Annotated in this window: 19 protein-coding genes and 1 tRNA gene; 18 read left to right on the forward strand and 2 right to left on the reverse strand. The window is 71.5% G+C overall.

Features of this window, described 5'->3' with window-relative positions; genetic code table 11:
* Positions 1–26 precede the first annotated feature (26 nt).
* Entirely contained in the window at positions 27–665 is a 639-nt protein-coding gene (locus AB0N31_RS17880; protein WP_366059323.1) for a TetR/AcrR family transcriptional regulator, read from the forward strand.
* A gap of 87 nt (positions 666–752) precedes the next feature.
* On the opposite strand, the gene AB0N31_RS17885 is transcribed toward AB0N31_RS17880, so the two are convergent.
* Positions 753–1352, reverse strand: a complete 600-nt coding sequence (locus AB0N31_RS17885) for a TetR/AcrR family transcriptional regulator (protein WP_366059324.1) — start codon at positions 1350–1352, stop codon at positions 753–755.
* Between the two features lie 97 nt (positions 1353–1449).
* Between AB0N31_RS17885 and AB0N31_RS17890 the strand changes: the two genes are divergently transcribed.
* The 13 genes from AB0N31_RS17890 (at position 1450) to glmS (ending at position 17775) form a co-directional block, all read left to right on the forward strand.
* A complete protein-coding gene (locus tag AB0N31_RS17890) occupies positions 1450–3066 on the forward strand; it encodes a carboxyl transferase domain-containing protein (protein WP_366059325.1) in 1617 nt (538 codons plus the stop codon).
* A 14-nt stretch (positions 3067–3080) separates the two neighbouring features.
* Positions 3081–5024, forward strand: a complete 1944-nt coding sequence (locus AB0N31_RS17895; protein WP_366059326.1) for a biotin carboxylase N-terminal domain-containing protein — start codon at positions 3081–3083, stop codon at positions 5022–5024.
* Positions 5021–5998 carry a hydroxymethylglutaryl-CoA lyase gene (locus AB0N31_RS17900; protein WP_366059327.1) on the forward strand — a complete coding sequence of 326 codons (978 nt, stop codon included), beginning with the start codon at positions 5021–5023 and terminating at the stop codon, positions 5996–5998. Before AB0N31_RS17895 ends, AB0N31_RS17900 begins: the two co-directional genes overlap by 4 nt.
* A gap of 5 nt (positions 5999–6003) precedes the next feature.
* The gene (locus AB0N31_RS17905) at positions 6004–7164 is read left to right on the forward strand and encodes an acyl-CoA dehydrogenase family protein (RefSeq protein WP_366059328.1); all 1161 of its coding nucleotides are present in this window, start codon (positions 6004–6006) and stop codon (positions 7162–7164) included.
* Between the two features lie 193 nt (positions 7165–7357).
* Positions 7358–8407 carry an ABC transporter substrate-binding protein gene (locus AB0N31_RS17910; RefSeq protein ID WP_366059329.1) on the forward strand — a complete coding sequence of 350 codons (1050 nt, stop codon included), beginning with the start codon at positions 7358–7360 and terminating at the stop codon, positions 8405–8407.
* A gap of 101 nt (positions 8408–8508) precedes the next feature.
* Entirely contained in the window at positions 8509–9318 is an 810-nt protein-coding gene (locus AB0N31_RS17915) for a siderophore-interacting protein (RefSeq protein WP_366059330.1), read from the forward strand.
* A gap of 173 nt (positions 9319–9491) precedes the next feature.
* Entirely contained in the window at positions 9492–10934 is a 1443-nt protein-coding gene (gene desA / locus AB0N31_RS17920) for a lysine decarboxylase DesA (RefSeq protein WP_366059331.1), read from the forward strand.
* Positions 10918–12210 carry a lysine N(6)-hydroxylase/L-ornithine N(5)-oxygenase family protein gene (locus AB0N31_RS17925; RefSeq protein ID WP_366059332.1) on the forward strand — a complete coding sequence of 431 codons (1293 nt, stop codon included), beginning with the start codon at positions 10918–10920 and terminating at the stop codon, positions 12208–12210. Before desA ends, AB0N31_RS17925 begins: the two co-directional genes overlap by 17 nt.
* A complete protein-coding gene (locus tag AB0N31_RS17930) occupies positions 12207–12758 on the forward strand; it encodes a GNAT family N-acetyltransferase (protein WP_366059333.1) in 552 nt (183 codons plus the stop codon). Before AB0N31_RS17925 ends, AB0N31_RS17930 begins: the two co-directional genes overlap by 4 nt.
* Positions 12755–14524 (forward strand): IucA/IucC family siderophore biosynthesis protein, encoded by a 1770-nt coding sequence (locus tag AB0N31_RS17935; protein ID WP_366059334.1) that lies wholly within the window; start codon positions 12755–12757, stop codon positions 14522–14524. Before AB0N31_RS17930 ends, AB0N31_RS17935 begins: the two co-directional genes overlap by 4 nt.
* A 127-nt stretch (positions 14525–14651) precedes the next feature.
* Positions 14652–15521, forward strand: coding sequence for a DUF4429 domain-containing protein (locus AB0N31_RS17940; RefSeq protein WP_366059335.1), 870 nt, complete (start codon positions 14652–14654; stop codon positions 15519–15521).
* A 131-nt stretch (positions 15522–15652) separates the two neighbouring features.
* Complete coding sequence (locus AB0N31_RS17945; protein WP_363088612.1) at positions 15653–15910, forward strand: hypothetical protein; 258 nt, start codon at positions 15653–15655, stop codon at positions 15908–15910.
* Positions 15911–15957: 47 nt separating this feature from the next.
* Positions 15958–17775: a glutamine--fructose-6-phosphate transaminase (isomerizing) gene (gene glmS, locus AB0N31_RS17950; protein ID WP_366059336.1), complete on the forward strand. Its 1818-nt coding sequence runs from the start codon at positions 15958–15960 to the stop codon at positions 17773–17775.
* 368 nt (positions 17776–18143) lie between these two features.
* Here the strand turns inward: glmS and AB0N31_RS17955 are convergent, their stop codons facing one another.
* On the reverse strand, positions 18144–18671 hold the full coding sequence (locus tag AB0N31_RS17955; RefSeq protein WP_366059337.1) for a universal stress protein: 528 nt from the start codon (positions 18669–18671) through the stop codon (positions 18144–18146).
* A 304-nt stretch (positions 18672–18975) separates the two neighbouring features.
* On the opposite strand from AB0N31_RS17955, the gene AB0N31_RS17960 reads away from it, so the two are divergent.
* From AB0N31_RS17960 to AB0N31_RS17975, 4 genes are all read left to right on the forward strand, one after another.
* Positions 18976–19305, forward strand: a complete 330-nt coding sequence (locus AB0N31_RS17960; RefSeq protein ID WP_366059338.1) for a hypothetical protein — start codon at positions 18976–18978, stop codon at positions 19303–19305.
* Positions 19306–19683: 378 nt separating this feature from the next.
* Positions 19684–20946, forward strand: a complete 1263-nt coding sequence (locus AB0N31_RS17965; RefSeq protein WP_366059339.1) for a helix-turn-helix domain-containing protein — start codon at positions 19684–19686, stop codon at positions 20944–20946.
* Positions 20947–21081: 135 nt separating this feature from the next.
* Positions 21082–21684, forward strand: coding sequence for an oligoribonuclease (orn, locus tag AB0N31_RS17970; RefSeq protein ID WP_366059340.1), 603 nt, complete (start codon positions 21082–21084; stop codon positions 21682–21684).
* A gap of 82 nt (positions 21685–21766) precedes the next feature.
* Positions 21767–21839, forward strand: a tRNA-His gene (locus AB0N31_RS17975).
* The last annotated feature ends 8 nt before the right edge of the window (positions 21840–21847 follow it).

The following is a 21847-nucleotide window of genomic DNA, read 5'->3' on the forward strand; positions in this document are numbered from 1 at the left end:
CCGCCCGCCTGCGGAAGGGACACTCCATGGCCGGGACCGGTGGCGCCGAGACCCCCCGCGAGCGGTACCGCGCCCAGGTGCGGGCCGAGGTCAAGGAGCGGGCCCGGGAGCAGATCGCCTCCGCCGGGGCGTCCGCGCTGTCGCTCAACGCCATCGCCAAGCAGCTGGGGATGAGCGGGCCCGCGCTGTACCGCTACTTCGCCAGCCGGGACGAGTTGATCACCGAACTGATCAGGGACGCCTACCGCAGCCTCGCCGACGCCGTCCGGGCCGCCGACGGCGACGTCGCCTCGCTGGCGGGCGCCCTGCGCGCGTGGGCACTGGCCGATCCGCACCGGTACTTCCTCGTCTACGGCACGCCCGTGCCGGGCTATCACGCGCCCGACGACATCACCGCCATCGCGTCCGAGATCATGGCGCGCCTGCTCGACGCCTGCGCCGGGCTGCCCGCGGGCGGGACACGGACACCGCTGGACATCCACCTGGACGAGCACCGGCAGTGTGCGGACGGCCACCCCGCGCCCGCCCCGGCCCCGCGCCGGGCGCTGGCCTTCTGGACCCGGCTGCACGGCGTGCTGTCGCTGGAGCTGGCGGGTCACTTCACCGGAATGGGCTTCGATCCCGCCCTCCTCTACGCCGCCGAGCTGGACAGCCTGGACAACTGACCGCCCACGGCCTCGGCGACCGGCCCTCCTGCCCGCCTCCGCCGCCGCAGCGGACGGCCCGAGCAGCCGACCGCCCCCCAACTCCCCCTACTCCTCCTCCGCCGCCGAGCCGAAGGCGCCCCGGGCCATCCGGTGCAGCAGGTCCGCCGTGGCCCCCCGGCCGGGAAGCCCACCCGCCCTCCCCAGGTGCGGGGTGGAGTTGAGCAGTCCGAACACCGAGTGCACCGCGGACCGGGCCGCCGGCTCCGTCAGCGCCGGATAGACCTCGCGGACGACCTCCACCCACAGCTCGACGTACTGCCGCTGCAACTGCCGCACCAGATTGCGGTCGCTGTCGCGGAGGCGGTCCAGCTCCCGGTCGTGCAGGGTGATCAGGGGACGGTCGTCGAGCGCGAAGTCGATGTGCCCCTCGATGAGCGAGTCGAGGACCGTCCCGGCCGCGGCCCCGTCGGCCTCCTGCACCCGGCGCCGCGCACCGGTCAGCAGTCGGCCGCTGATCCCGACCAGCAGCTCGGCGAGCATCGCGTCCTTGCCGGGGAAGTGCCGGTAGAGGCCGGGGCCGCTGATGCCGACCGCGGCCCCTATCTCGTCCACACCGACGCCGTGGAACCCGCGTTCGGCGAACAGCCGCGCGGCTTCCTTGAGGATCTGCTCGCGGCGGGTGGGGGCGTCGGTTCTGGTGGCCATGAAAACAATTCTAGACAACCAGGTTAGCGCTCGTTAACCTGATGGAAATGGTTAACGCTCATTAACAGTCGACCACTGGGTGAGGGGACCGCAAGGTATGGAGCAGGCACCGGAGCTGACCAGCGCGGCAGATCCCGCGTCGGAGGCCTGGCGGGCCAACGAGAGGGCCCATCTCGCGCTCGCCGAGGAGTTGCGCGGCAAGCTCGCCGCGGCCCGGCTGGGCGGCGGGGAGAAGGCGCGGGCCCGGCACACCGCGCGCGGGAAGCTGCTGCCGAGGGACCGGGTGGACACCCTCCTCGACCCCGGCTCCCCGTTCCTGGAGCTGGCCCCCCTCGCCGCCGACGGGCTGTACGACGGGCAGGCCCCCGCGGCCGGTGTGATCGCCGGGATCGGCCGGGTCAGCGGCCGGGAGTGCGTGATCGTCGCCAACGACGCCACCGTCAAGGGCGGGACGTACTACCCGATGACGGTGAAGAAGCACCTGCGGGCCCAGGAGGTCGCCCTCGAGAACCGTCTGCCGTGCCTGTACCTGGTGGACTCCGGCGGCGCCTTCCTGCCCATGCAGGACGAGGTCTTCCCCGACCGCGAGCACTTCGGGCGGATCTTCTACAACCAGGCCCGCATGTCCGGGGCCGGCATCCCGCAGATCGCCGCCGTGCTCGGCTCGTGCACGGCCGGCGGGGCGTACGTCCCGGCGATGAGCGACGAGGCCGTCATCGTGCGCGGCCAGGGCACGATCTTCCTCGGCGGCCCGCCCCTGGTGAAGGCCGCCACCGGCGAGGTCGTCACCGCGGAGGAGCTGGGCGGCGGCGAGGTCCACGCGCGGGTGTCGGGCGTCACCGACCACCTCGCGGAGGACGACGCGCACGCCCTGCGCATCGTGCGGACCATCGTCTCCACCCTCCCGGCCCGCCGCCCGCTCCCCTGGGAGGTGCGGCCCACGGTCGAGCCCAAGGTCGACCCCTACGGGCTGTACGGCGCGGTGCCGGTCGACTCCCGTACCCCCTACGACGTACGGGAGATCATCGCCCGCATCACGGACGGCTCCCGTTTCGCCGAGTTCAAGTCCGAGTTCGGGCAGACCCTGATCACCGGCTTCGCCCGCATCCACGGGCACCCGGTCGGCATCGTCGCCAACAACGGCATCCTGTTCTCCGAGTCCGCCCAGAAGGGCGCCCACTTCATCGAGCTGTGCGACCAGCGCGGCATCCCCCTGCTGTTCCTCCAGAACATCTCCGGCTTCATGGTCGGCAAGGACTACGAGGCCGGCGGCATCGCCAAGCACGGCGCCAAGATGGTCACCGCCGTGGCCTGCACGCGCGTGCCCAAGCTGACGGTCGTGGTCGGCGGGTCGTACGGCGCGGGGAACTACTCGATGTGCGGCCGGGCCTACTCCCCCCGCTTCCTGTGGATGTGGCCGAACGCCAAGATCTCCGTGATGGGCGGCGAGCAGGCCGCCTCCGTCCTCGCCACCGTCAAGCGCGACCAGTTGGAGGCGCGCGGCCAGGACTGGCCCGCCCAGGAGGAAGAGGCCTTCAAGGACCCCATCCGGGAGCAGTACGAGCGTCAGGGCAACGCCTACTACGCGACCGCCCGGCTCTGGGACGACGGGGTCATCGACCCGCTGGAGACCCGCCAGGTGCTGGGTCTGGCCCTGACCGCCTGTGCCAACGCGCCGCTGGGCGACCCCCAGTTCGGCGTCTTCCGGATGTGAGGGGCTTCAAGACGATGTTCGACACAGTCCTCGTGGCCAACCGGGGCGAGATCGCCGTCCGGGTGATCCGCACCCTGCGTTCCCTGGGCGTGCGCTCGGTGGCCGTCTTCTCCGACGCCGACGCCGACGCGCGGCACGTCCGGGAGGCCGACACGGCCGTCCGGATCGGTCCGGCGCCGGCCGCCGAGAGCTATCTGTCGGTGGAGCGGCTGCTGGAGGCCGCCGCCCGCACCGGCGCCCAGGCCGTCCACCCCGGATACGGCTTCCTCGCGGAGAACGCCGGCTTCGCGCGCGCCTGCGCCGACGCCGGGCTCGTGTTCATCGGGCCGCCGGCCGAGGCGATCTCCCTCATGGGCGACAAGATCCGCGCCAAGGAGACCGTGCAGGCGGCGGGCGTCCCGGTGGTGCCCGGGTCGAGCGGCAGCGGGCTCGGCGACGCCGAACTGGCCGCCGCCGCGCTGGAGATCGGCATGCCCGTGCTGCTCAAGCCGTCGGCCGGCGGCGGCGGCAAGGGCATGCGGCTGGTGCGGGAGGAGGGCGGCCTCCTGGACGAGATCGCCGCCGCCCGCCGCGAGGCCCGCGCCTCCTTCGGGGACGACACGCTGCTCGTCGAGCGGTGGATCGACCGGCCCCGGCACATCGAGATCCAGGTCCTGGCGGACGGCCACGGCCGGGTGATCCACCTGGGCGAGCGCGAGTGCTCCCTCCAGCGCCGGCACCAGAAGCTGATCGAGGAGGCGCCCAGCGTGCTCCTCGACGAGACCACCCGCGCGGGGATGGGCGAGGCGGCGGTCCAGGCGGCCCTGTCCTGCGGCTACCGGGGCGCGGGCACGGTGGAGTTCATCGTCCCCGGCGGGGACCCGAAGGCGTACTACTTCATGGAGATGAACACCCGTCTCCAGGTGGAGCACCCCGTCACCGAACTGGTCACCGGGCTCGACCTGGTGGAGTGGCAGCTGCGGGTGGCGGCCGGGGAGCGGCTGCCGTACGCGCAGGACGACATCCGTCTCACGGGGCACGCCGTCGAGGCCCGCGTGTGCGCCGAGACGGTGTCCGTCCGCGAGGGCGCCCGCGGCTTCCTGCCGTCCGGCGGCACCGTCCTGCGGCTGCGCGAGCCGCAGGGCGAGGGGGTGCGCACCGACTCCGGACTGAGCGAGGGCACCGAGGTCGGCAGCCTGTACGACCCGATGCTCTCCAAGGTGATCGCGTACGGCCCCGACCGGGCCACGGCGCTGCGCAGGCTCCGGGCCGCCCTCGCGGGCACGGTCACGCTGGGCGTGCCGACGAACGCCGGGTTCCTGCGCCGGCTGCTCGCCCATCCGGCGGTCGTGGCGGGCGAGCTGGACACCGGCCTGGTCGAGCGGGTCATGGACGACCTGGTCCCCACCGAGGTGCCGGAGGAGGTCTACGAGGCCGCCGCGGCCGTACGGCTGGAGGCGCTGGAACCGTCCGGGGCGGGGTGGACGGACCCCTTCTCGGTGCCGAGCGGGTGGCGGCTGGGCGGGGAACACCGGCCGCCGGCGTTCCCGCTGCGGGTCACCGACCCCGTGGAGTACACCCCGCGCGGCACGCACTCCGTCACCGACGACGAGGTCGGCGTCACCCTCGACGGCGTCCGGCACACCTTCCACCGGGCCGGCGACTGGCTGGGCCGCGACGGCGACGCCTGGCAGGTGCGCGACCACGACCCGGTGGCCGCGTCCCTGACCGGGGCCGCGCACGCGGGCGCCGACTCGCTGACCGCGCCCATGCCGGGCACGGTGACGGTGGTGAAGGTCGCCGTCGGCGACGAGGTGACGGCCGGGCAGAGCCTGCTGGTGGTGGAGGCGATGAAGATGGAGCACGTCATCTCCGCCCCGCACGCCGGCACGGTCGCCGAACTCGACGTCACCGCGGGCACCGCCGTCGCCATGGACCAGGTGCTGGCCGTGATCGCGCCGCACGGGGAAGAGGGATGAGCGTGCGAGGACTTCCGATGACCGTGCCCGCGCCGGGCCTGCCCAAGCGGGTCAGGATCCACGAGGTCGGCGCCCGCGACGGCCTGCAGAACGAGAGGGCGACCGTGCCGACGGCCGTGAAGGCCGAGTTCGTGCACCGGCTCGCCGAGGCCGGGCTGACCACGATCGAGGCGACCAGCTTCGTCCACCCCAAGTGGGTGCCCCAGCTCGCCGACGCCGAGGAGCTGTTCCCGATGCTCGCCGGGCTGCCGGTGGAGCTGCCGGTGCTCGTGCCGAACGAACGCGGGCTGGACCGGGCGCTGGCACTCGGGGCGAGGCGGGTCGCGGTGTTCGCCAGCGCCACCGAGGCCTTCGCCAAGGCCAACCTCAACCGCACGGTGGACGAGGCGCTGGCCATGTTCCACCCGGTGGTGGAGCGGGCCAAGGCCGGCGGGGTGCACGTGCGCGGCTATCTCTCCATGTGCTTCGGCGACCCCTGGGAGGGCGCGGTCCCGGTCCCCCAGGTCGTCCGGGTGTGCCGGGCCCTGGTCGACATGGGATGCGACGAGCTGAGCCTCGGCGACACCATCGGGGTCGCCACCCCCGGTCACGTCGAGGAGCTGCTGACCGCGCTCGACGAGGAGGGCATCCCCGTCGGCGCGCTGGGCGTGCACTTCCACGACACCTACGGTCAGGCCCTCGCCAACACCCTCGCCGCGCTCCGGCACGGCGTCACCACCGTCGACGCCTCGGCGGGCGGACTGGGCGGCTGCCCGTTCGCGAAGTCCGCCACCGGCAATCTCGCCACCGAGGACCTCGTGTGGATGCTGACCGGTCTCGGCATCGACACCGGGGTCGACCTCGGCCGTCTCGTCGCCACCAGCGTCTGGATGGCCGGCCGGCTGGGCCGGCCCAGCCCGTCCCGCACCGTCCGCGCCCTGTCCCACGAGGACGCAGAGGGCCAAGAGGGCCGCAAGGCCCACAAGGAGCAGTGACCGCCATGGACCACCGACTCTCCCCCGAGCTGGAAGAACTGCGGCGCACCGTCGAGCAGTTCGCGCACGACGTCGTCGCGCCGAAGATCGGCGACTTCTACGAGCGGCACGAGTTCCCGTACGAGATCGTCCGTGAGATGGGCCGCATGGGTCTGTTCGGGCTGCCCTTCCCCGAGGAGTACGGCGGCATGGGCGGCGACTACCTGGCGCTGGGCATCGCGCTGGAGGAACTGGCCCGCGTCGACTCGTCGGTGGCGATCACCCTGGAGGCGGGCGTGTCGCTGGGCGCGATGCCGATCCACCTCTTCGGCACCGACGCGCAGAAGCGGGAGTGGCTGCCGCGGCTCTGCTCCGGCGAGATCCTGGGCGCGTTCGGCCTGACCGAGCCGGACGGCGGCAGCGACGCGGGCGCGACGCGTACGACGGCCCGGCTCGACCCGGACACCGACGAGTGGGTGATCAACGGCACGAAGTGCTTCATCACCAACTCGGGCACGGACATCACGGGCCTGGTCACGGTCACCGCGGTGACGGGCCGCAAGCCGGACGGCAGGCCGCTGATCTCCGCGATCGTCGTCCCGTCCGGCACCCCCGGTTTCACGGTCGCCGCGCCCTACTCCAAGGTCGGCTGGAACGCCTCGGACACCCGTGAGCTGTCCTTCACGGACGTCCGCGTCCCGGCGGCCAACCTGCTGGGCGAGGAGGGCCGCGGCTACGCCCAGTTCCTGCGGATCCTGGACGAGGGCCGCATCGCCATCGCGGCCCTGGCGACGGGCCTCGCCCAGGGCTGTGTCGACGAGTCGGTGAAGTACGCCAGGGAGCGCCGCGCCTTCGGCCGCCCGATCGGCGCCAACCAGGCGATCCAGTTCAAGATCGCCGACATGGAGATGAAGGCCCACACGGCCCGCCTCGCCTGGCGCGACGCGGCGTCGCGCCTGGTGTCCGGGGAACCCTTCAAGAAGGAGGCGGCCCTGGCGAAGCTGTACTCCTCGACGATCGCCGTCGACAACGCCCGCGACGCCACCCAGGTCCACGGCGGCTACGGCTTCATGAACGAGTACCCGGTCGCCCGCATGTGGCGCGACTCCAAGATCCTGGAGATCGGCGAGGGCACGAGCGAAGTGCAGCGGATGCTGATCGCCCGGGAGCTGGGTCTGGTGGGCTGAGGCTCACCCGGCCCCCTGACAACTCGTTTGCCCGGTAGGCGTTTTGGCCTGGGCCGACGGGTACGGATGCCTTCGCCGGGGCGGGGTCGGGCGGTTCCGGCCGGACCCGCCCCCTGGACAAGATCTGAGGTTAGGCTAACCTACCTTCGAATTGTCCGGCGGTGATCCGCCCCGTTCGAAAGCGGCCACATTCATGTCCAACGCCAGAGCCACTCACCTCACCCGTCGCGGCATCCTCGCCGCCGGTGGCGCCCTCGGTCTCGGTGCCGTGCTCGCAGCCTGCGGGGACGGCGACTCGGGGAGCGGTGACTCGAAGTCGACGGAGAGCGCCGCCGCCAAGTCCGGTCCCTGGACGTTCAAGGACGACCGCGGGACCACCGTGGAGCTGGACGGGATACCGGCGAACATCGTCGCGTTCACCGGCGTCGCGGCCGCCCTCCACGACTACGGCATCCAGGTCAAGGGCGTCTTCGGTCCGACGAAGACCACCGACGGCAAGGCGGACGTCCAGGCCGGCGACATGGACATCAGCAAGGTCGAGATCCTCGGCAACGTCTGGGACGAGTTCAACGTCGAGAAGTACGCGGCCCTCGCGCCCGACGTGCTCATCTCCACGATGTTCGACAACGCCGGCACCCTCTGGTACGTCCCCGAGGCCTCCAAGGACAAGATCGCCAAGCTGGCCCCGAGCGTCGCCGTCTCCGTCTACGACCGGCAGCTCACCGCTCCCCTGGAGCGCATGTGGGAACTGGCCGAGTCCCTCGGCGCGGACATGACCGCGGCCGAGGTCACCGACGCCAAGAAGCGCTTCGAGACCGCCGCGACCCGGCTGCGCGCCGCCGCCAAGGCCAAGCCCGACATCAAGGTCATGGCCGGTTCCGCGAGCGACCAGTTGTTCTACGTCTCCGGCACGAACCTCTCCATCGACCTGGAGTACTTCAAGGCCCTCGGCGTGAACTTCATCGAGCCGCCGGAGAGCGCCAAGGCCGTGGGCGGCGGCTGGTACGAGTCGCTGAGCTGGGAGAACGTCGACAAGTACCAGGCCGACATCATCATGATGGACGACCGCTCCTCGACGATCCAGCCGGCCGACATCACCAAGCCGACGTGGAAGCAGCTCCCCGCGGTGAAGGCCGGGCAGGTCATCGCCCGCTCGCCCGAGCCGATCCTGTCGTACGACAAGTGCGTGCCGCTGCTGGAGACCCTCGCCGAGGCGCTCGAGAAGGCGAAGAAGGTCGCCTGACGAGGCCGGCCCGGGGCCCGCGCCCACGCGGTCGAACCGCTCGGGCACGGGCCCGCTCCCGAAGGAAGGTCAGCCGCCCCTCCCCCGCCCCAGGAGCCCGCATGACCACGGCCGTCGCCGCCCCGTTCCGTTTCTTCGCGCTGCACGTCGTACGGACGAGGCGGCTCGGTCCGTCCCTGGTCCGGGTGAGTTTCGCCGGGGAGGACCTGCGGCACTTCTTCTCCGACGGCTGGGACCAGTCCCTGTCGCTGTTCCTGCCGCATCCGGGACAGGACGCGCCGGCCGTGCCCGTCGAGCTGGGGGACGGATGGTGGCAGGGCTGGCGGGAACTGCCGGACGACGTACGGGCCGTGATGCGTTCGTACACGCTGCGGGAGCTGCGCCGGGACCCCGACGAGATCGACGTCGACTTCGTGCTGCACACCCCGGCCGGGCCCGCCTCCGCGTGGGCCGGCCGGGCGCGCGCCGGTGACCGGGTGCTGCTGCTCGGCCCCGCCGTCGCCGACAACCGGGCGATCCGGTTCCGGCCGCCGGACGACACCGACCTGGTGCTGCTGTGGGGCGACGAGACGGCCCTGCCGGCGATCGCGTCCATTCTCGCGTCGCTGCCCGCCGGACAGCGCGTCCGGGCGTGGCTGGAGGTGCGCGACGCCCGGACCGCGCGGCACCTGGCGACCGCGGCGGACGCCGAGATCTCCTGGCTGACCGCCGGGACCTGTCTCGACGCCCTGCGCGCGGCGCCGCTCCCGTCCGCCGGGCGGCCGTACGCCTGGATCGCGGGCGAGTCGGGCTCGGTGAAGGCGCTGCGCCGGCACTTCGTGCGGGAGCGCGGCATCGACAGGCGCCGGGTCACCTTCGTCGGGTACTGGCGTCAGGGCATGACGGAGGAACAGCTGCGCGCGGCCGGGTGACCAACCACCCTGCTGGGCAAGGAAGTTGACCGGCAAAGCAAACGTGATGACCGTCACCGCGGGATGGCGTTTCGTTCACATTACTTAGGTTAGGCTAACCTAAGTAAAATCGAGGCTCCGCTCCCGCGTCCGCCCCGCGGCGGACCCGTCCCCATCCCCGGAGGACCCCCACGATGCGCTCGCACCTGCTCAATGACACGAACGCGGAGCGGTACCGCCGCTCCGTGACCGAAGGAGTCGAGCGGGTGGCCGCCAAACTCGCCGCCACCGACCGTCCGTTCACCGGCGTCACGGCCGACGCCCTCGCCCCCCGCATCGAGGACATCGACCTCGACCGGCCGCTGGGCGACACCACGGCGGTGCTGGACGAGCTGGAGGAGGTCTACCTCCGCGACGCGGTCTACTTCCACCACCCCCGCTACCTCGCCCACCTCAACTGCCCGGTCGTCATCCCGGCCGTGCTCGGCGAGGCAGTCCTGTCCGCCGTCAACTCCTCCCTGGACACCTGGGACCAGTCGGCGGGCGGCACCCTCATCGAGCGGAAACTGGTCGACTGGACGGCCGCCCGCATCGGCCTCGGCCCCGCCGCCGACGGAGTGTTCACCTCCGGCGGCAGCCAGTCCAACCTCCAGGCGCTGCTCCTCGCCCGCGAGGAGGCCAAGACCGGCTCCCTGGAGAAACTGCGCATCTTCGCCTCCGACGTCAGCCACTTCAGCGTGAAGAAGTCGGCGAAGCTGCTGGGCCTGGGCCAGGACGCGGTGGTCTCCGTCCCCGTCGACCACGACAAGCGCATGCAGACCGTCGCCCTCGCCCGGGAACTGGAGCGCTGCGAGGAGGCCGGCCTCGTCCCCATGGCCGTCGTCGCCACCGCCGGCACCACCGACTTCGGCTCCATCGACCCGCTGCCCGAGATCGCCGAACTGTGCGAGCGGTACGGCGCCTGGATGCACGTCGACGCCGCCTACGGCTGCGGACTGCTCGCCTCGACGAAGTACCGCGGCCGCATCGACGGTATCGAACGCGCCGACTCCGTCACCGTGGACTACCACAAGTCCTTCTTCCAGCCGGTGAGTTCCTCGGCCGTCCTGGTCCGGGACGCGGCCACGCTGCGCCACGCCACCTACCACGCCGAGTACCTGAACCCCCGCCGCATGGTGCAGGAACGCATCCCCAACCAGGTCGACAAGTCCCTCCAGACCACCCGCCGCTTCGACGCGCTGAAACTGTGGATGACGCTGCGCACGATGGGCGCCGACGGCATCGGCCAGCTGTTCGACGAGGTCTGCGACCTCGCGGCCCGGGGCTGGGAACTGCTCGCCGCCGACCCGCGCTTCGACGTCGTCGTCGAGCCGTCGCTGTCCACCCTGGTCTTCCGCTACGTCCCGCGGTCCGTCACCGACCCGGCCGAGATCGACCGCGCCAACCTCTACGCCCGCAAGGCCCTGTTCGCCTCCGGCGACGCGGTGGTGGCGGGCACCAAGGTGAGCGGCCGCCACTACCTGAAGTTCACCCTGCTGAATCCCGAGACGACGGTCGACGACATGGCCGCCGTCCTCGAACTGATCGCCGGCCACGCCGAGCAGTACCTGGGAGAGTCCCTTGACCGCGCGTCCTGAAAACCCCGCCGCCACCCACGACTTCGTCGGGATCGGGCTCGGCCCCTTCAATCTCGGCCTCGCCTGCCTGACCGAGCCCATCGACGCGCTGAACGGCGTCTTCCTGGAGTCCAAGCCCGACTTCGAGTGGCACGCGGGCATGTTCCTCGACGGCGCTCACCTGCAGACGCCGTTCATGTCGGACCTGGTCACCCTCGCCGACCCGACCTCGCCGTACTCCTTCCTCAACTACCTGAAGGAGAAGGGCCGGCTGTACTCGTTCTACATCCGCGAGAACTTCTACCCGCTGCGCGTGGAGTACGACGACTACTGCCGCTGGGCCGCCGGCAAGCTGAGCAGCGTGTGCTTCTCGACGACGGTCGCCGAGGTGACGTACGACGAGGGCACCGAGCTGTACGCCGTGCGGACCACGGACGGCGAGGAGTACCGCGCCCCCCACCTGGTCCTGGGCACCGGCACCGTGCCGTTCGTCCCCGAGCCGTGCCGCGGCCTGGAGGACGGCGTCCTGCACACCTCTCAGTACATGCACCGCAAGGCGGAGCTGCGGGAGAAGAAGTCGATCACCGTGGTCGGCAGCGGGCAGAGCGCCGCCGAGATCTACCACGAGCTGCTCTCCGAGATCGACGTCCACGGCTACCAGCTCAACTGGGTCACCCGCTCCCCGCGGTTCTTCCCGCTGGAGTACACCAAGCTGACCCTGGAGATGACCTCCCCGGACTACATCGACTACTTCCGCGCCCTGCCCGAGGAGACCCGCTACCGGCTGGAGAAGCAGCAGAAGGGCCTGTTCAAGGGCATCAACTCGGAGCTGATCGACGCGATCTTCGACCTGCTGTACCAGAAGAACGTCGAGAGCGGCGGCCGCGGCGTTCCCACCCGGCTGCTCACCAACTCCTCGCTCACCTCCGCGCGGTACGAGGACGGCGGCCACACGCTCGGCTTCCACCAGGACGAGCAGGACAAGGACTTCGAGATCCGCACCGAGGGCCTGGTGCTGGCCACCGGCTACCACTACGAGCCGCCGGCCTTCCTCGACCCGATCCGCGACCGGCTCCGCTTCGACGCGCACGGCCGTTTCGACGTGACCCGCGACTACGCGATCGACGTCACCGGCCGGGGCGTCTTCCTGCAGAACGCCGGCGTCCACACCCACAGCGTCACCAGCCCCGACCTGGGCATGGGCCCCTACCGCAACAGCCACATCATCCGCGAGCTGCTCGGCAGCGAGTACTACCCGGTCGAGAAGACGATCGCGTTCCAGGAGTTCGGAGCATGAACACGACCCCGGCCGTCGGCCGTCTCACCTTCCGCCCGCTCGACCCCCCGAGGGACGCCGAGCTGCTGCACTCCTGGGTGACTCACCCCAAAGCGGCCTTCTGGATGATGCAGGACGCCTCGCCGGCCGACGTCGAGCGCGCCTACACGGAGACAGCCGCCGACGAGCACCACCACGCCCTGCTCGGGCTGCACGACGGCACACCGGCCTTCCTGATGGAGTACTACGACCCCCGCCACCGCGAGTTGGTCGGCCTGTACGAGCCGCGGCCCGGCGACGTCGGCATGCACTTCCTGGTCGCCCCCACCGACCGGCCCGTGCACGGCTTCACCCGCGCGGTCATCACCGCCGTCATGGCCCGCCTCTTCCAGGACCCGGCCACCGAACGGGTGGTGGTCGAGCCGGACGTCTCCAACAAGGCCGTGCACGCGCTGAACGAGGCCGTCGGCTTCGTCCCCGAGCGCGAGATCGACAAGCCGGAGAAGAAGGCGCTGCTCAGCTTCTGCACGCGGGAGCGGTTCGCCGCCGCCACGGGGGTGGACGCATGAGCCTCGCCGACGCCGTGGCCCACCTCTCCCCCGAACGCTGGGAGAAGGCCAACCGCCTGCTGGTCCGCAAGGCCATCGCGGAGTTCGCCCACGAGCGGCTGATCACACCCGAGGCCACGGACGAGCAGTACGTCGTCCGCAGCGACGACGGCCTGACGTCCTACCGGTTCACCGCCGTGCGCCGCGCCCTGGACCACTGGCAGGTCGACGCCGACTCGATCACCCGCACCCGGGACGGCGCCGCACTCCCCCTCGCCGCACTGGACTTCTTCATCGAGTTGCGGCGCACGCTCGGACTGGGCGACGAGATCCTGCCGGTCTACCTGGAGGAGATCTCCTCCACCCTCTCCAGCACCTGCTACAAACTCACCAAGCCGCAGCTCACGGCCGCCGAGCTGCTGGAGGGCGGCTTCCAGGCCATCGAGAGCGGCATGACCGAGGGCCACCCCTGCTTCGTCGCCAACAACGGGCGGCTCGGCTTCGGCGTCCACGAGTACCTGGCGTACGCGCCGGAGACCGCGCATGCGGTCCGCCTGGTGTGGCTGGCGGCGCACCGGTCGCGGGCGGCGTTCACGGCGGGCGTCGGCATCGACTACGAGTCGTTCGTCCGGCAGGAGCTGGGCGAGGAGACCGTCGAGCGCTTCGACGGCGTCCTGCGCGGACGGGGCCTCGACCCGGCCGACTACCTCCTGATCCCCGTCCACCCCTGGCAGTGGTGGAACAAGCTCAGCGTCACCTTCGCCGCCGAGGTCGCCCGCCAGAACCTGGTGTGCCTCGGCGAGGGCGACGACGAGTACCTGGCCCAGCAGTCCATCCGGACGTTCTTCAACGCGACCCACCCCGAGAAGCACTACGTGAAGACGGCCCTGTCCGTCCTCAACATGGGCTTCATGCGTGGCCTGTCGGCGGCGTACATGGAGGCGACCCCGGCGATCAACGACTGGCTGGACCGGCTGATCGACAGCGACCCGGTGCTGAAGTCGACGGGCCTGTCGATCATCCGGGAGCGGGCGGCCGTCGGCTACCGGCACCTGGAGTACGAGGCGGCCACCGACCGCTACTCGCCGTACCGCAAGATGCTGGCCGCGCTGTGGCGGGAGAGCCCCGTCCCCTCCCTCCGCGACGGCGAGTCCCTCACCACGATGGCCGCCCTGGTCCACGTGGACCACGAGGGCAGGTCGGTGGCCGGCGCGCTGATCGAGCGGTCGGGCCTGGACCCCGCCGAGTGGCTGCGGCACTACCTGCGGGCGTACTACACGCCCCTCCTGCACTCCTTCTACGCCTACGACCTGGCCTTCATGCCGCACGGCGAGAACACCATCCTGGTCCTGAAGGACGGTGTCGTGCAGCGGGCGGTCTACAAGGACATCGCCGAGGAGATCGTCGTCATGGACCCGGACGCGGTGCTGCCGCCCGAGGTGCGGCGCGTCCGGGCCGAGGTCCCCGAGGACATGAAGCTCCTGTCGATCTTCACGGACGTCTTCGACTGCTTCTTCCGCTTCCTCGCCGCCGACCTGGCCGCCGAGGGGATCCTGGCGGAGGACGACTTCTGGCGCACGGTCGCCGAGGTCACCCGCGAGTACCAGGAGGCGCACCCCGAACTCGACGACCGGTTCCGGCAGTACGACCTGTTCGCCCCCGAGTTCGCGCTGTCCTGCCTCAACCGGCTCCAGCTGCGGAACAACCGGCAGATGGTGGACCTGGCGGACCCGTCGGGCGCCCTCCAGCTGGTCGGCACCCTGGAGAACCCCCTCGCCGGTCTCTGACCCGCCGACGGGCGCACGCCCCCGAGTACGGTCCTCGGGGGCGTGCGTCGTCGTGCCGTCACGTCCCCGCTCACCCTGTCCCGGCTCGTCCCGGTCCGGGGCGGACACCTGATGGAACAATCGCCCCATGGCGGAAATCATCCAGAAGGACGGCACCTGGGTCTTCGACGGGGATGCCCTGCGGCTGACGCCGGGCCGGGACAGGAACGTCAGTCCGCTCCGCAGCGCCCTGGGTGAACTCGTCGTGCCCCTGGGCGCGTTGGCGGGCGTCTCGTTCGAGCAGGGCAAGAGGTCGGGGCGGCTCAGGCTGCGGCTGCGCGACGGCGCCTGTCCGCTGCTGCAGGCGACCGGCGGCCGGCTCGCCGAACCCCACGACCCCTACCGGCTGGTGGTGGAGCCCGACCGCCACGGGGTCGCCGAGTACCTCGTCGACGAGGTGCGCGACGCGCTGCTGCTCGACCAGGTCCCCACCGGTCCGGTCGACGCCCGTCTGCTGCCCGGCCCGTCCGTGCCCCTGTCGGTGTCCGCCGGGGACGGCACCGCGAGCTTCGACGGCGAGCGGGTGCGCCTGGAGTGGAACTGGAAGACGGAGGAGGCCAAGGCCGCCGCCGGCCCCCGCACCCTGCCCGTCGGCGAGATCACGGCCGTGGAGTGGTGTCCGGCGGCCGGACTGGACAACGGCCACCTGCGGTTCACCGTCCGGGGCGCGCCGGCGAGGACCCCGGCGAAGTACGACCCGAACGCCGTGGAGCTGTGGGGCTTCAAGAAGGACCCGCTGATGGCGCTGGTCGCGGCCGCCGTGCAGGCCAGGCTGCCGCACCCGGCCGCGGGCCCCGGGCACGTCGTGCCCCCGGCGCCGGCGCCGCCGCCGGCCGTGGGGGACGACCACGACACGCTGCTGCGCCGCCTGCGCGAGCTGGGCGAGCTGCACCGGGACGGCGTCCTGACGGACGAGGAGTTCACCCGGGCCAAACAGGCGGTCCTCCATCGCATGTGAGGACGGGCGGCGCACGTGAGGGCGGGCGCCCCTGGCACACGCACAGGTCACCCACGGCTCCCCGCCAGGGGTCTGCCCGGAATCGGGCAGGAATCTTGCGAAACTCTCGCCGGTACCCCAGGATCTACCAGGTGCACGACGAACTCGTTGATCATCTGACGCGCTCCACCCCCCTGAACCGGGGTGAGGCCCTGCGGGTGATCCAGGACGTTCTCGCCTACTTCGACGAGACGACCGAGGAGTTCGTCCGTCGCCGCCACCGCGAGCTCCAGGCCCAGGGCCTGGTCAACGCGGAGATCTTCGAACGGATCGCGGCGGACCTGAAATACCGGGCGGTGGCACCGCCGGAGCCGACGCTCCGCCAGCTGCGCCGCATGGTCTACGGCTGAGCGACCGGCCCCGGACCAGCCGAGAACTACAGAGGGATTGCCTACACATGTGCGGAATCGTCGGATACATCGGGAAGCGTGACGTCGCGCCCCTGCTCCTGGAGGGCCTGCAGCGCCTGGAGTACCGCGGCTACGACTCGGCGGGCATCGTCGTGACCTCCCCGAAGACGGCCGGCCTGAAGATGGTCAAGGCCAAGGGGCGCGTCCGCGACCTGGAGGCCAAGGTCCCGGCCCGCTTCAAGGGCACCACCGGCATCGCCCACACCCGCTGGGCCACCCACGGCGCCCCCTCCGACGTGAACGCCCACCCGCACATGTCGGCCGACCTCAAGGTCGCCGTCGTCCACAACGGCATCGTCGACAACGCCTCCGACCTGCGCCGCAAGCTGGAGGCGGACGGCGTCGAGTTCCTCTCCGAGACCGACACCGAGGTCCTCGTCCACCTCATCGCCCGCTCCCAGGCCGAGAAGCTCGAGGACAAGGTCCGCGAGGCGCTGCGCGTGGTCGAGGGCACCTACGGCATCGCCGTCATGCACGCCGACTTCAACGACCGCATCGTCGTCGCCCGCAACGGCTCCCCGGTCGTCCTCGGCATCGGCGAGAAGGAGATGTTCGTCGCCTCGGACATCGCCGCCCTGGTCGCCCACACCCGCCAGATCGTCACCCTCGACGACGGCGAGATGGCCACCCTCAAGGCCGACGACTTCCGCACCTACACCACGGAGGGCACCCGCACCACGGCCGAGCCCACCACCGTGGAGTGGGAGGCCGCCTCCTACGACATGGGCGGCCACGACACCTACATGCACAAGGAGATCCACGAGCAGGCCGACGCCGTGGACCGCGTGCTGCGCGGCCGCATCGACGACCGCTTCTCCACCGTGCACCTGGGCGGCCTCAACCTGGACGCCCGCGAGGCGCGCCAGATCCGCCGGGTGAAGATCCTCGGCTGCGGCACCTCGTACCACGCGGGCATGATCGGCGCCCAGATGATCGAGGAGCTGGCCCGCATCCCCGCGGACGCCGAGCCCGCCTCCGAGTTCCGCTACCGCAACGCGGTCGTCGACCCCGACACCCTGTACATCGCCGTCTCCCAGTCCGGTGAGACCTACGACGTGCTGGCCGCCGTCCAGGAGCTGAAGCGCAAGGGCGCGCGGGTGCTCGGCGTGGTGAACGTCGTCGGCTCCGCCATCGCCCGCGAGGCCGACGGCGGCGTCTACGTGCACGCCGGGCCGGAGGTCTGCGTCGTCTCCACCAAGTGCTTCACCAACACCACCGTCGCCTTCGCGCTGCTCGCGCTGCACCTCGGCCGCACCCGTGACCTGTCGGTGCGCGACGGCAAGCGGATCATCGAGGGCCTGCGCCGGCTGCCCGCCCAGATCGCCGAGATCCTCAAGGGCGAGGAGGAGATCAAGAAGCTGGCGGAGGAGTTCGCCGAGGCCCGCTCGATGCTCTTCATCGGCCGCGTCCGGGGCTACCCGGTGGCCCGTGAGGCCTCCCTGAAGCTCAAGGAGGTCTCCTACATCCACGCCGAGGCCTACCCGGCCTCCGAGCTGAAGCACGGCCCGCTCGCCCTGATCGAGCCCGCCCTGCCGACGGTCGCGATCGTCCCCGACGACGACCTGCTGGAGAAGAACCGCGCCGCCCTGGAGGAGATCAAGGCCCGCAGCGGCCGGATCCTCGCGGTGGCCCACCAGGAGCAGGAGAAGGCCGACCAGACGATCATCGTCCCCAAGAACGAGGACGAGCTCGACCCCATCCTCATGGGCATCCCCCTCCAGCTCCTCGCCTACTACACGGCCAAGGCCCTCGGCCGTGACATCGACAAGCCGAGGAACCTGGCGAAGTCGGTGACGGTCGAGTAGGGGGACCAGGAGGGCGGACCCCCCGTGCCGCCACCGCGCACGGGGGGTCCGCCCGTCCGCCGGGGCTCAACTCCCCGGCACGGGCTGCCGTTCGGCCCGTGGCCGTCACTCCGGGGCCGGCAGCCCGTCGCGAGACCGCCGTGGGCCGGCACGTGTCCGCGGTCGCGCGGTGCCCGGTACATGCCCTTCACCAGGGCGTGAACCACCTCTACGCGCGAGTAGTCTCCTTTTGCACCAAGGGAGTTGGGGAAACCCGCGACCCATCGCGCCCGGAGCGGGGGCGAGTCGGCGGGAGCGTGGGGGAGTTCAGGGACCCCGGGGGACTCGGAGGACACAGGGGACCCGGGACCTCGGGAGCCTCGGGGGCCTCAGGGAATGACGACGACGGGCCGCTTCGCCCGCTTGGCGAGGCGCCCCGCGACCGACCCGAAGATCCGTCCGACGAGGCCGTGCGTGGAGCCGACGACGATCGCGTCCGCCGCGTACTCCCGCCCCACCTCCTCGAGTTCGTGGCAGATGTCGCCGCCGCGCTCGACCAGGATCCAGGGCACCTCGGACAGGTACTCGGCGCAGGCCAGTTCCAGGCCGAGCACCTCGGTGCGGTGGTCCGGCACGTCCACGAAGACCGGCGGCTCGCAGCCCGCCCACACCGTGGTGGGCAGCCGGTTGGCCACATGGACGATGATCAGGCCCGCACGGGAGCGATGAGCCATGCCGACGGCGTACGCCAGGGCCCGCTCGCTGGACGTCGATCCGTCGAAGCCGACGACGACACCGTGCTGGAAAGCGGGATCACAGGAGGGGCGTGCCTCCTCCGCCGCCAGGTGCTCGGCCGCCGTGTGATCGGCGACCGGCCGCTTGCGGTCCGCTGGTTCGAAGAATTCGTGACCGGCCATGGCTGTCTCGGCGTATCGATCCTTTTACGGGTGGGACGAACGTGAGCGGCGGAGCGTGTCCGGGAATCATCTTCCCCACCCCATACCCCCAAGGGTACGGCGCCACGCCTCCACGGCCCAGTCCCGCCCACGGTCCGCGGGGGTTCCAGGGAGCATGCACGAGGGGCCGCCCGTAACGCAATGGTTGCTGCCCCGTACAGGCGGTTCGCACAGGGTTCACCTGCCCGCCGGCCGTCCGATGAGTGACCGACCGGTCGAACGGGCGTTGAACCACCTGAACCGCCCCCAGGGAGGAGTCCGCCCCATGCCCTCATCCCGCCCGACCACCGAGGCCCGCGCCGGCGACGGCAGGACGACGGAGCTGATCCGCTGGGCGGCCTTCAGCTGCGTCCTCGTCCCGGTGGTTCTCCTGTGGTACGGCACCTCCCTGGCCGGAACCGCGGGCACCGCCGTCGGCCTGGCCGCCGTCACGGCCGCCTGCCGGCTGCTGCTGCGCCGCTCCGAGCAGTGCGCGGCCCGGCTCCCCGACGGGGCACACCCGCCGCGCGCGCCGCACCGGGGTGGCCGTCGGCGCACCGGAACCGGGTCTCGCCGTGGCGGTCGTCACAGCGGTGGAAGCACACCGGTCGGCTGACCGGTTTTCACGCACGCGCCCGTATCTTTTCAGCCAACTTCCGGATACCGCGCATGCCGCCCCCAGACCACCCTCCTCACCCCGTCCGACCTGCGCGAAAGGGCGCTCGAGGGGCCCTGGCACCCTACGTGGATTGGCCACGGCCACGAGGCGCACTTCCCTGCACGCCCCACGAGTGCAACGCTTCGTGATCGAATGCTTCACGCCAAGTTGCCATGTCGACAATGTGCCGGGTGACGAACTGGCCACTCCGGCACCACGCGACACAGTAGATTCGATCTTGACTGTCTACGGCGGGGGACTCGTGCAGGACCGAGGGGAAACGTGCAGGAGCGACACAACCGAGGAGCCGCGACCACCGAGGGGGGCTTAGCAGGGATGAGCCACGACTCCACTGCCGCGCCGGAAGCCGCGGCCCGGAAACTGTCCGGGCGACGCCGCAAGGAGATCGTCGCGGTGCTGCTGTTCAGCGGCGGCCCCATCTTCGAGAGTTCCATTCCGCTGTCGGTGTTCGGGATTGACCGCCAGGACGCCGGCGTACCTCGCTACCGCCTCCTGGTGTGCGCGGGCGAGGACGGCCCGCTGCGGACCACAGGGGGCCTGGAACTCACCGCGCCACACGGCCTGGAGGCGATATCGAGGGCGGGCACGGTCGTCGTACCGGCCTGGCGCTCGATCACCTCGCCGCCACCGGCCGACGCGCTCGACGCACTGCGCCGGGCGCACGAGGAGGGCGCCCGCATCGTGGGCCTGTGCACCGGCGCGTTCGTGCTGGCGGCGGCAGGCCTGCTGGACGGCCGGCCGGCCACGACCCACTGGATGTACGCACCGACGCTGGCCAAGCGCTATCCGTCGGTGCACGTCGATCCGCGTGAGCTGTTCGTCGACGACGGCGACGTGCTGACGTCGGCGGGGACGGCGGCCGGAATCGACCTCTGTCTCCACATCGTGCGGACGGACCACGGCAACGAGGCGGCCGGTGCGCTGGCCCGCCGGCTCGTGGTCCCGCCGCGCCGGACGGGCGGTCAGGAGCGCTACCTCGACCGGTCTTTACCGGAGGAGATCGGCGCCGACCCGCTCGCCGAGGTCGTCGCCTGGGCGCTGGAACACCTCCACGAACAGTTCGACGTGGAGACGCTGGCCGCGCGCGCCTACATGAGCCGGCGGACGTTCGACCGTCGCTTCCGGTCGCTGACCGGCAGCGCGCCGCTGCAATGGCTGATCACCCAGCGGGTGCTCCAGGCGCAGCGACTGCTGGAGACGTCGGACTACTCCGTCGACGAGGTCGCCGGACGGTGCGGTTTCCGCTCGCCGGTCGCCCTGCGCGGACACTTCCGGCGGCAGCTCGGCTCCTCGCCGGCGGCCTACCGGGCGGCGTACCGGGCGCGGCGGCCGCAGAGCGAGCGGGTGCCCGCGGCGGAGAGCGATGCGGCGTCCGCCGTCGCGGCGGGCGGTGGAGGCGGTCCCGCCGCTCCGCACCCCGAGACCGCGGGGGTGCCGCCGCAGGTACGGCGGACCGCGGGGGCGGGGGCGCTGGGCGCGGCCTCGGCTTCGGCGAGCGCCCTGGCGGCGGAGCAGCACCCGCGGGACGCGTACGCGGGGTCCCGGGGCGGGTTGCCGGGACAGCGCAGCGGGATGTGAGCGACGGGCGGTGGTGGGCGGGTCTCCCCGCCCACCACCGCCCTTCCCGTTGCCGCCTCCGGGGGCCGCGCCCCCGGGGACGTCCACCGTGACGCGGGGCATCGGATCGGGGGACGTCACCCTTAGGGTGGACGCATGAACGATCGCATGGTGTGGATCGACTGCGAGATGACCGGCCTCTCGCTGTCGGACGACGCGCTCATCGAGGTTGCCGCCCTCGTCACCGACTCCGAGCTGAACATCCTCGGCGACGGCGTGGACATCGTCGTACGGCCGCCGGACGCGGCCCTGGAGACGATGCCGGAGGTGGTGCGTCAGATGCACACCTCGTCCGGGCTGCTCGACGAGCTGGCGGGCGGCACCACCCTGGCCGACGCCGAGGAGCGGGTCCTCGCCTACATCCGCGAGCACGTGAAGGAGCCCGGCAAGGCCCCGCTGTGCGGGAACTCCGTCGGCACCGACCGCGGCTTCCTGGTGCGGGACATGCCGACGCTGGAGAGCTACCTCCACTACCGGATCGTCGACGTGTCCTCCGTCAAGGAACTGGCCCGGCGCTGGTACCCGCGGGCGTACTTCAACAGCCCGGAGAAGAACGGCAACCACCGCGCCCTCGCCGACATCCGCGAGTCCATCGCGGAACTGCGCTACTACCGCGAGGCCGTGTTCGTGCCGCAGCCCGGACCGGACTCCGACACCGCGAAGGCGATCGCCGCGAAGCACGTCCTGCCCGCCGGATGAAAGCCGTGCGCGAGCACCCCTTCGGACCCTGTACACTTTTTCTCGGCCGGTAGGGAGACCACAAAGTCAACTGCCGGGCGTGGTGGGTGTAGCTCAGCTGGTAGAGCACCTGGTTGTGGTCCAGGATGCCGCGGGTTCGAGTCCCGTCACTCACCCTGAATGA

Source organism: Streptomyces sp. NPDC051051 (assembly GCF_040682975.1).
Classification (GTDB): domain Bacteria; phylum Actinomycetota; class Actinomycetes; order Streptomycetales; family Streptomycetaceae; genus Streptomyces.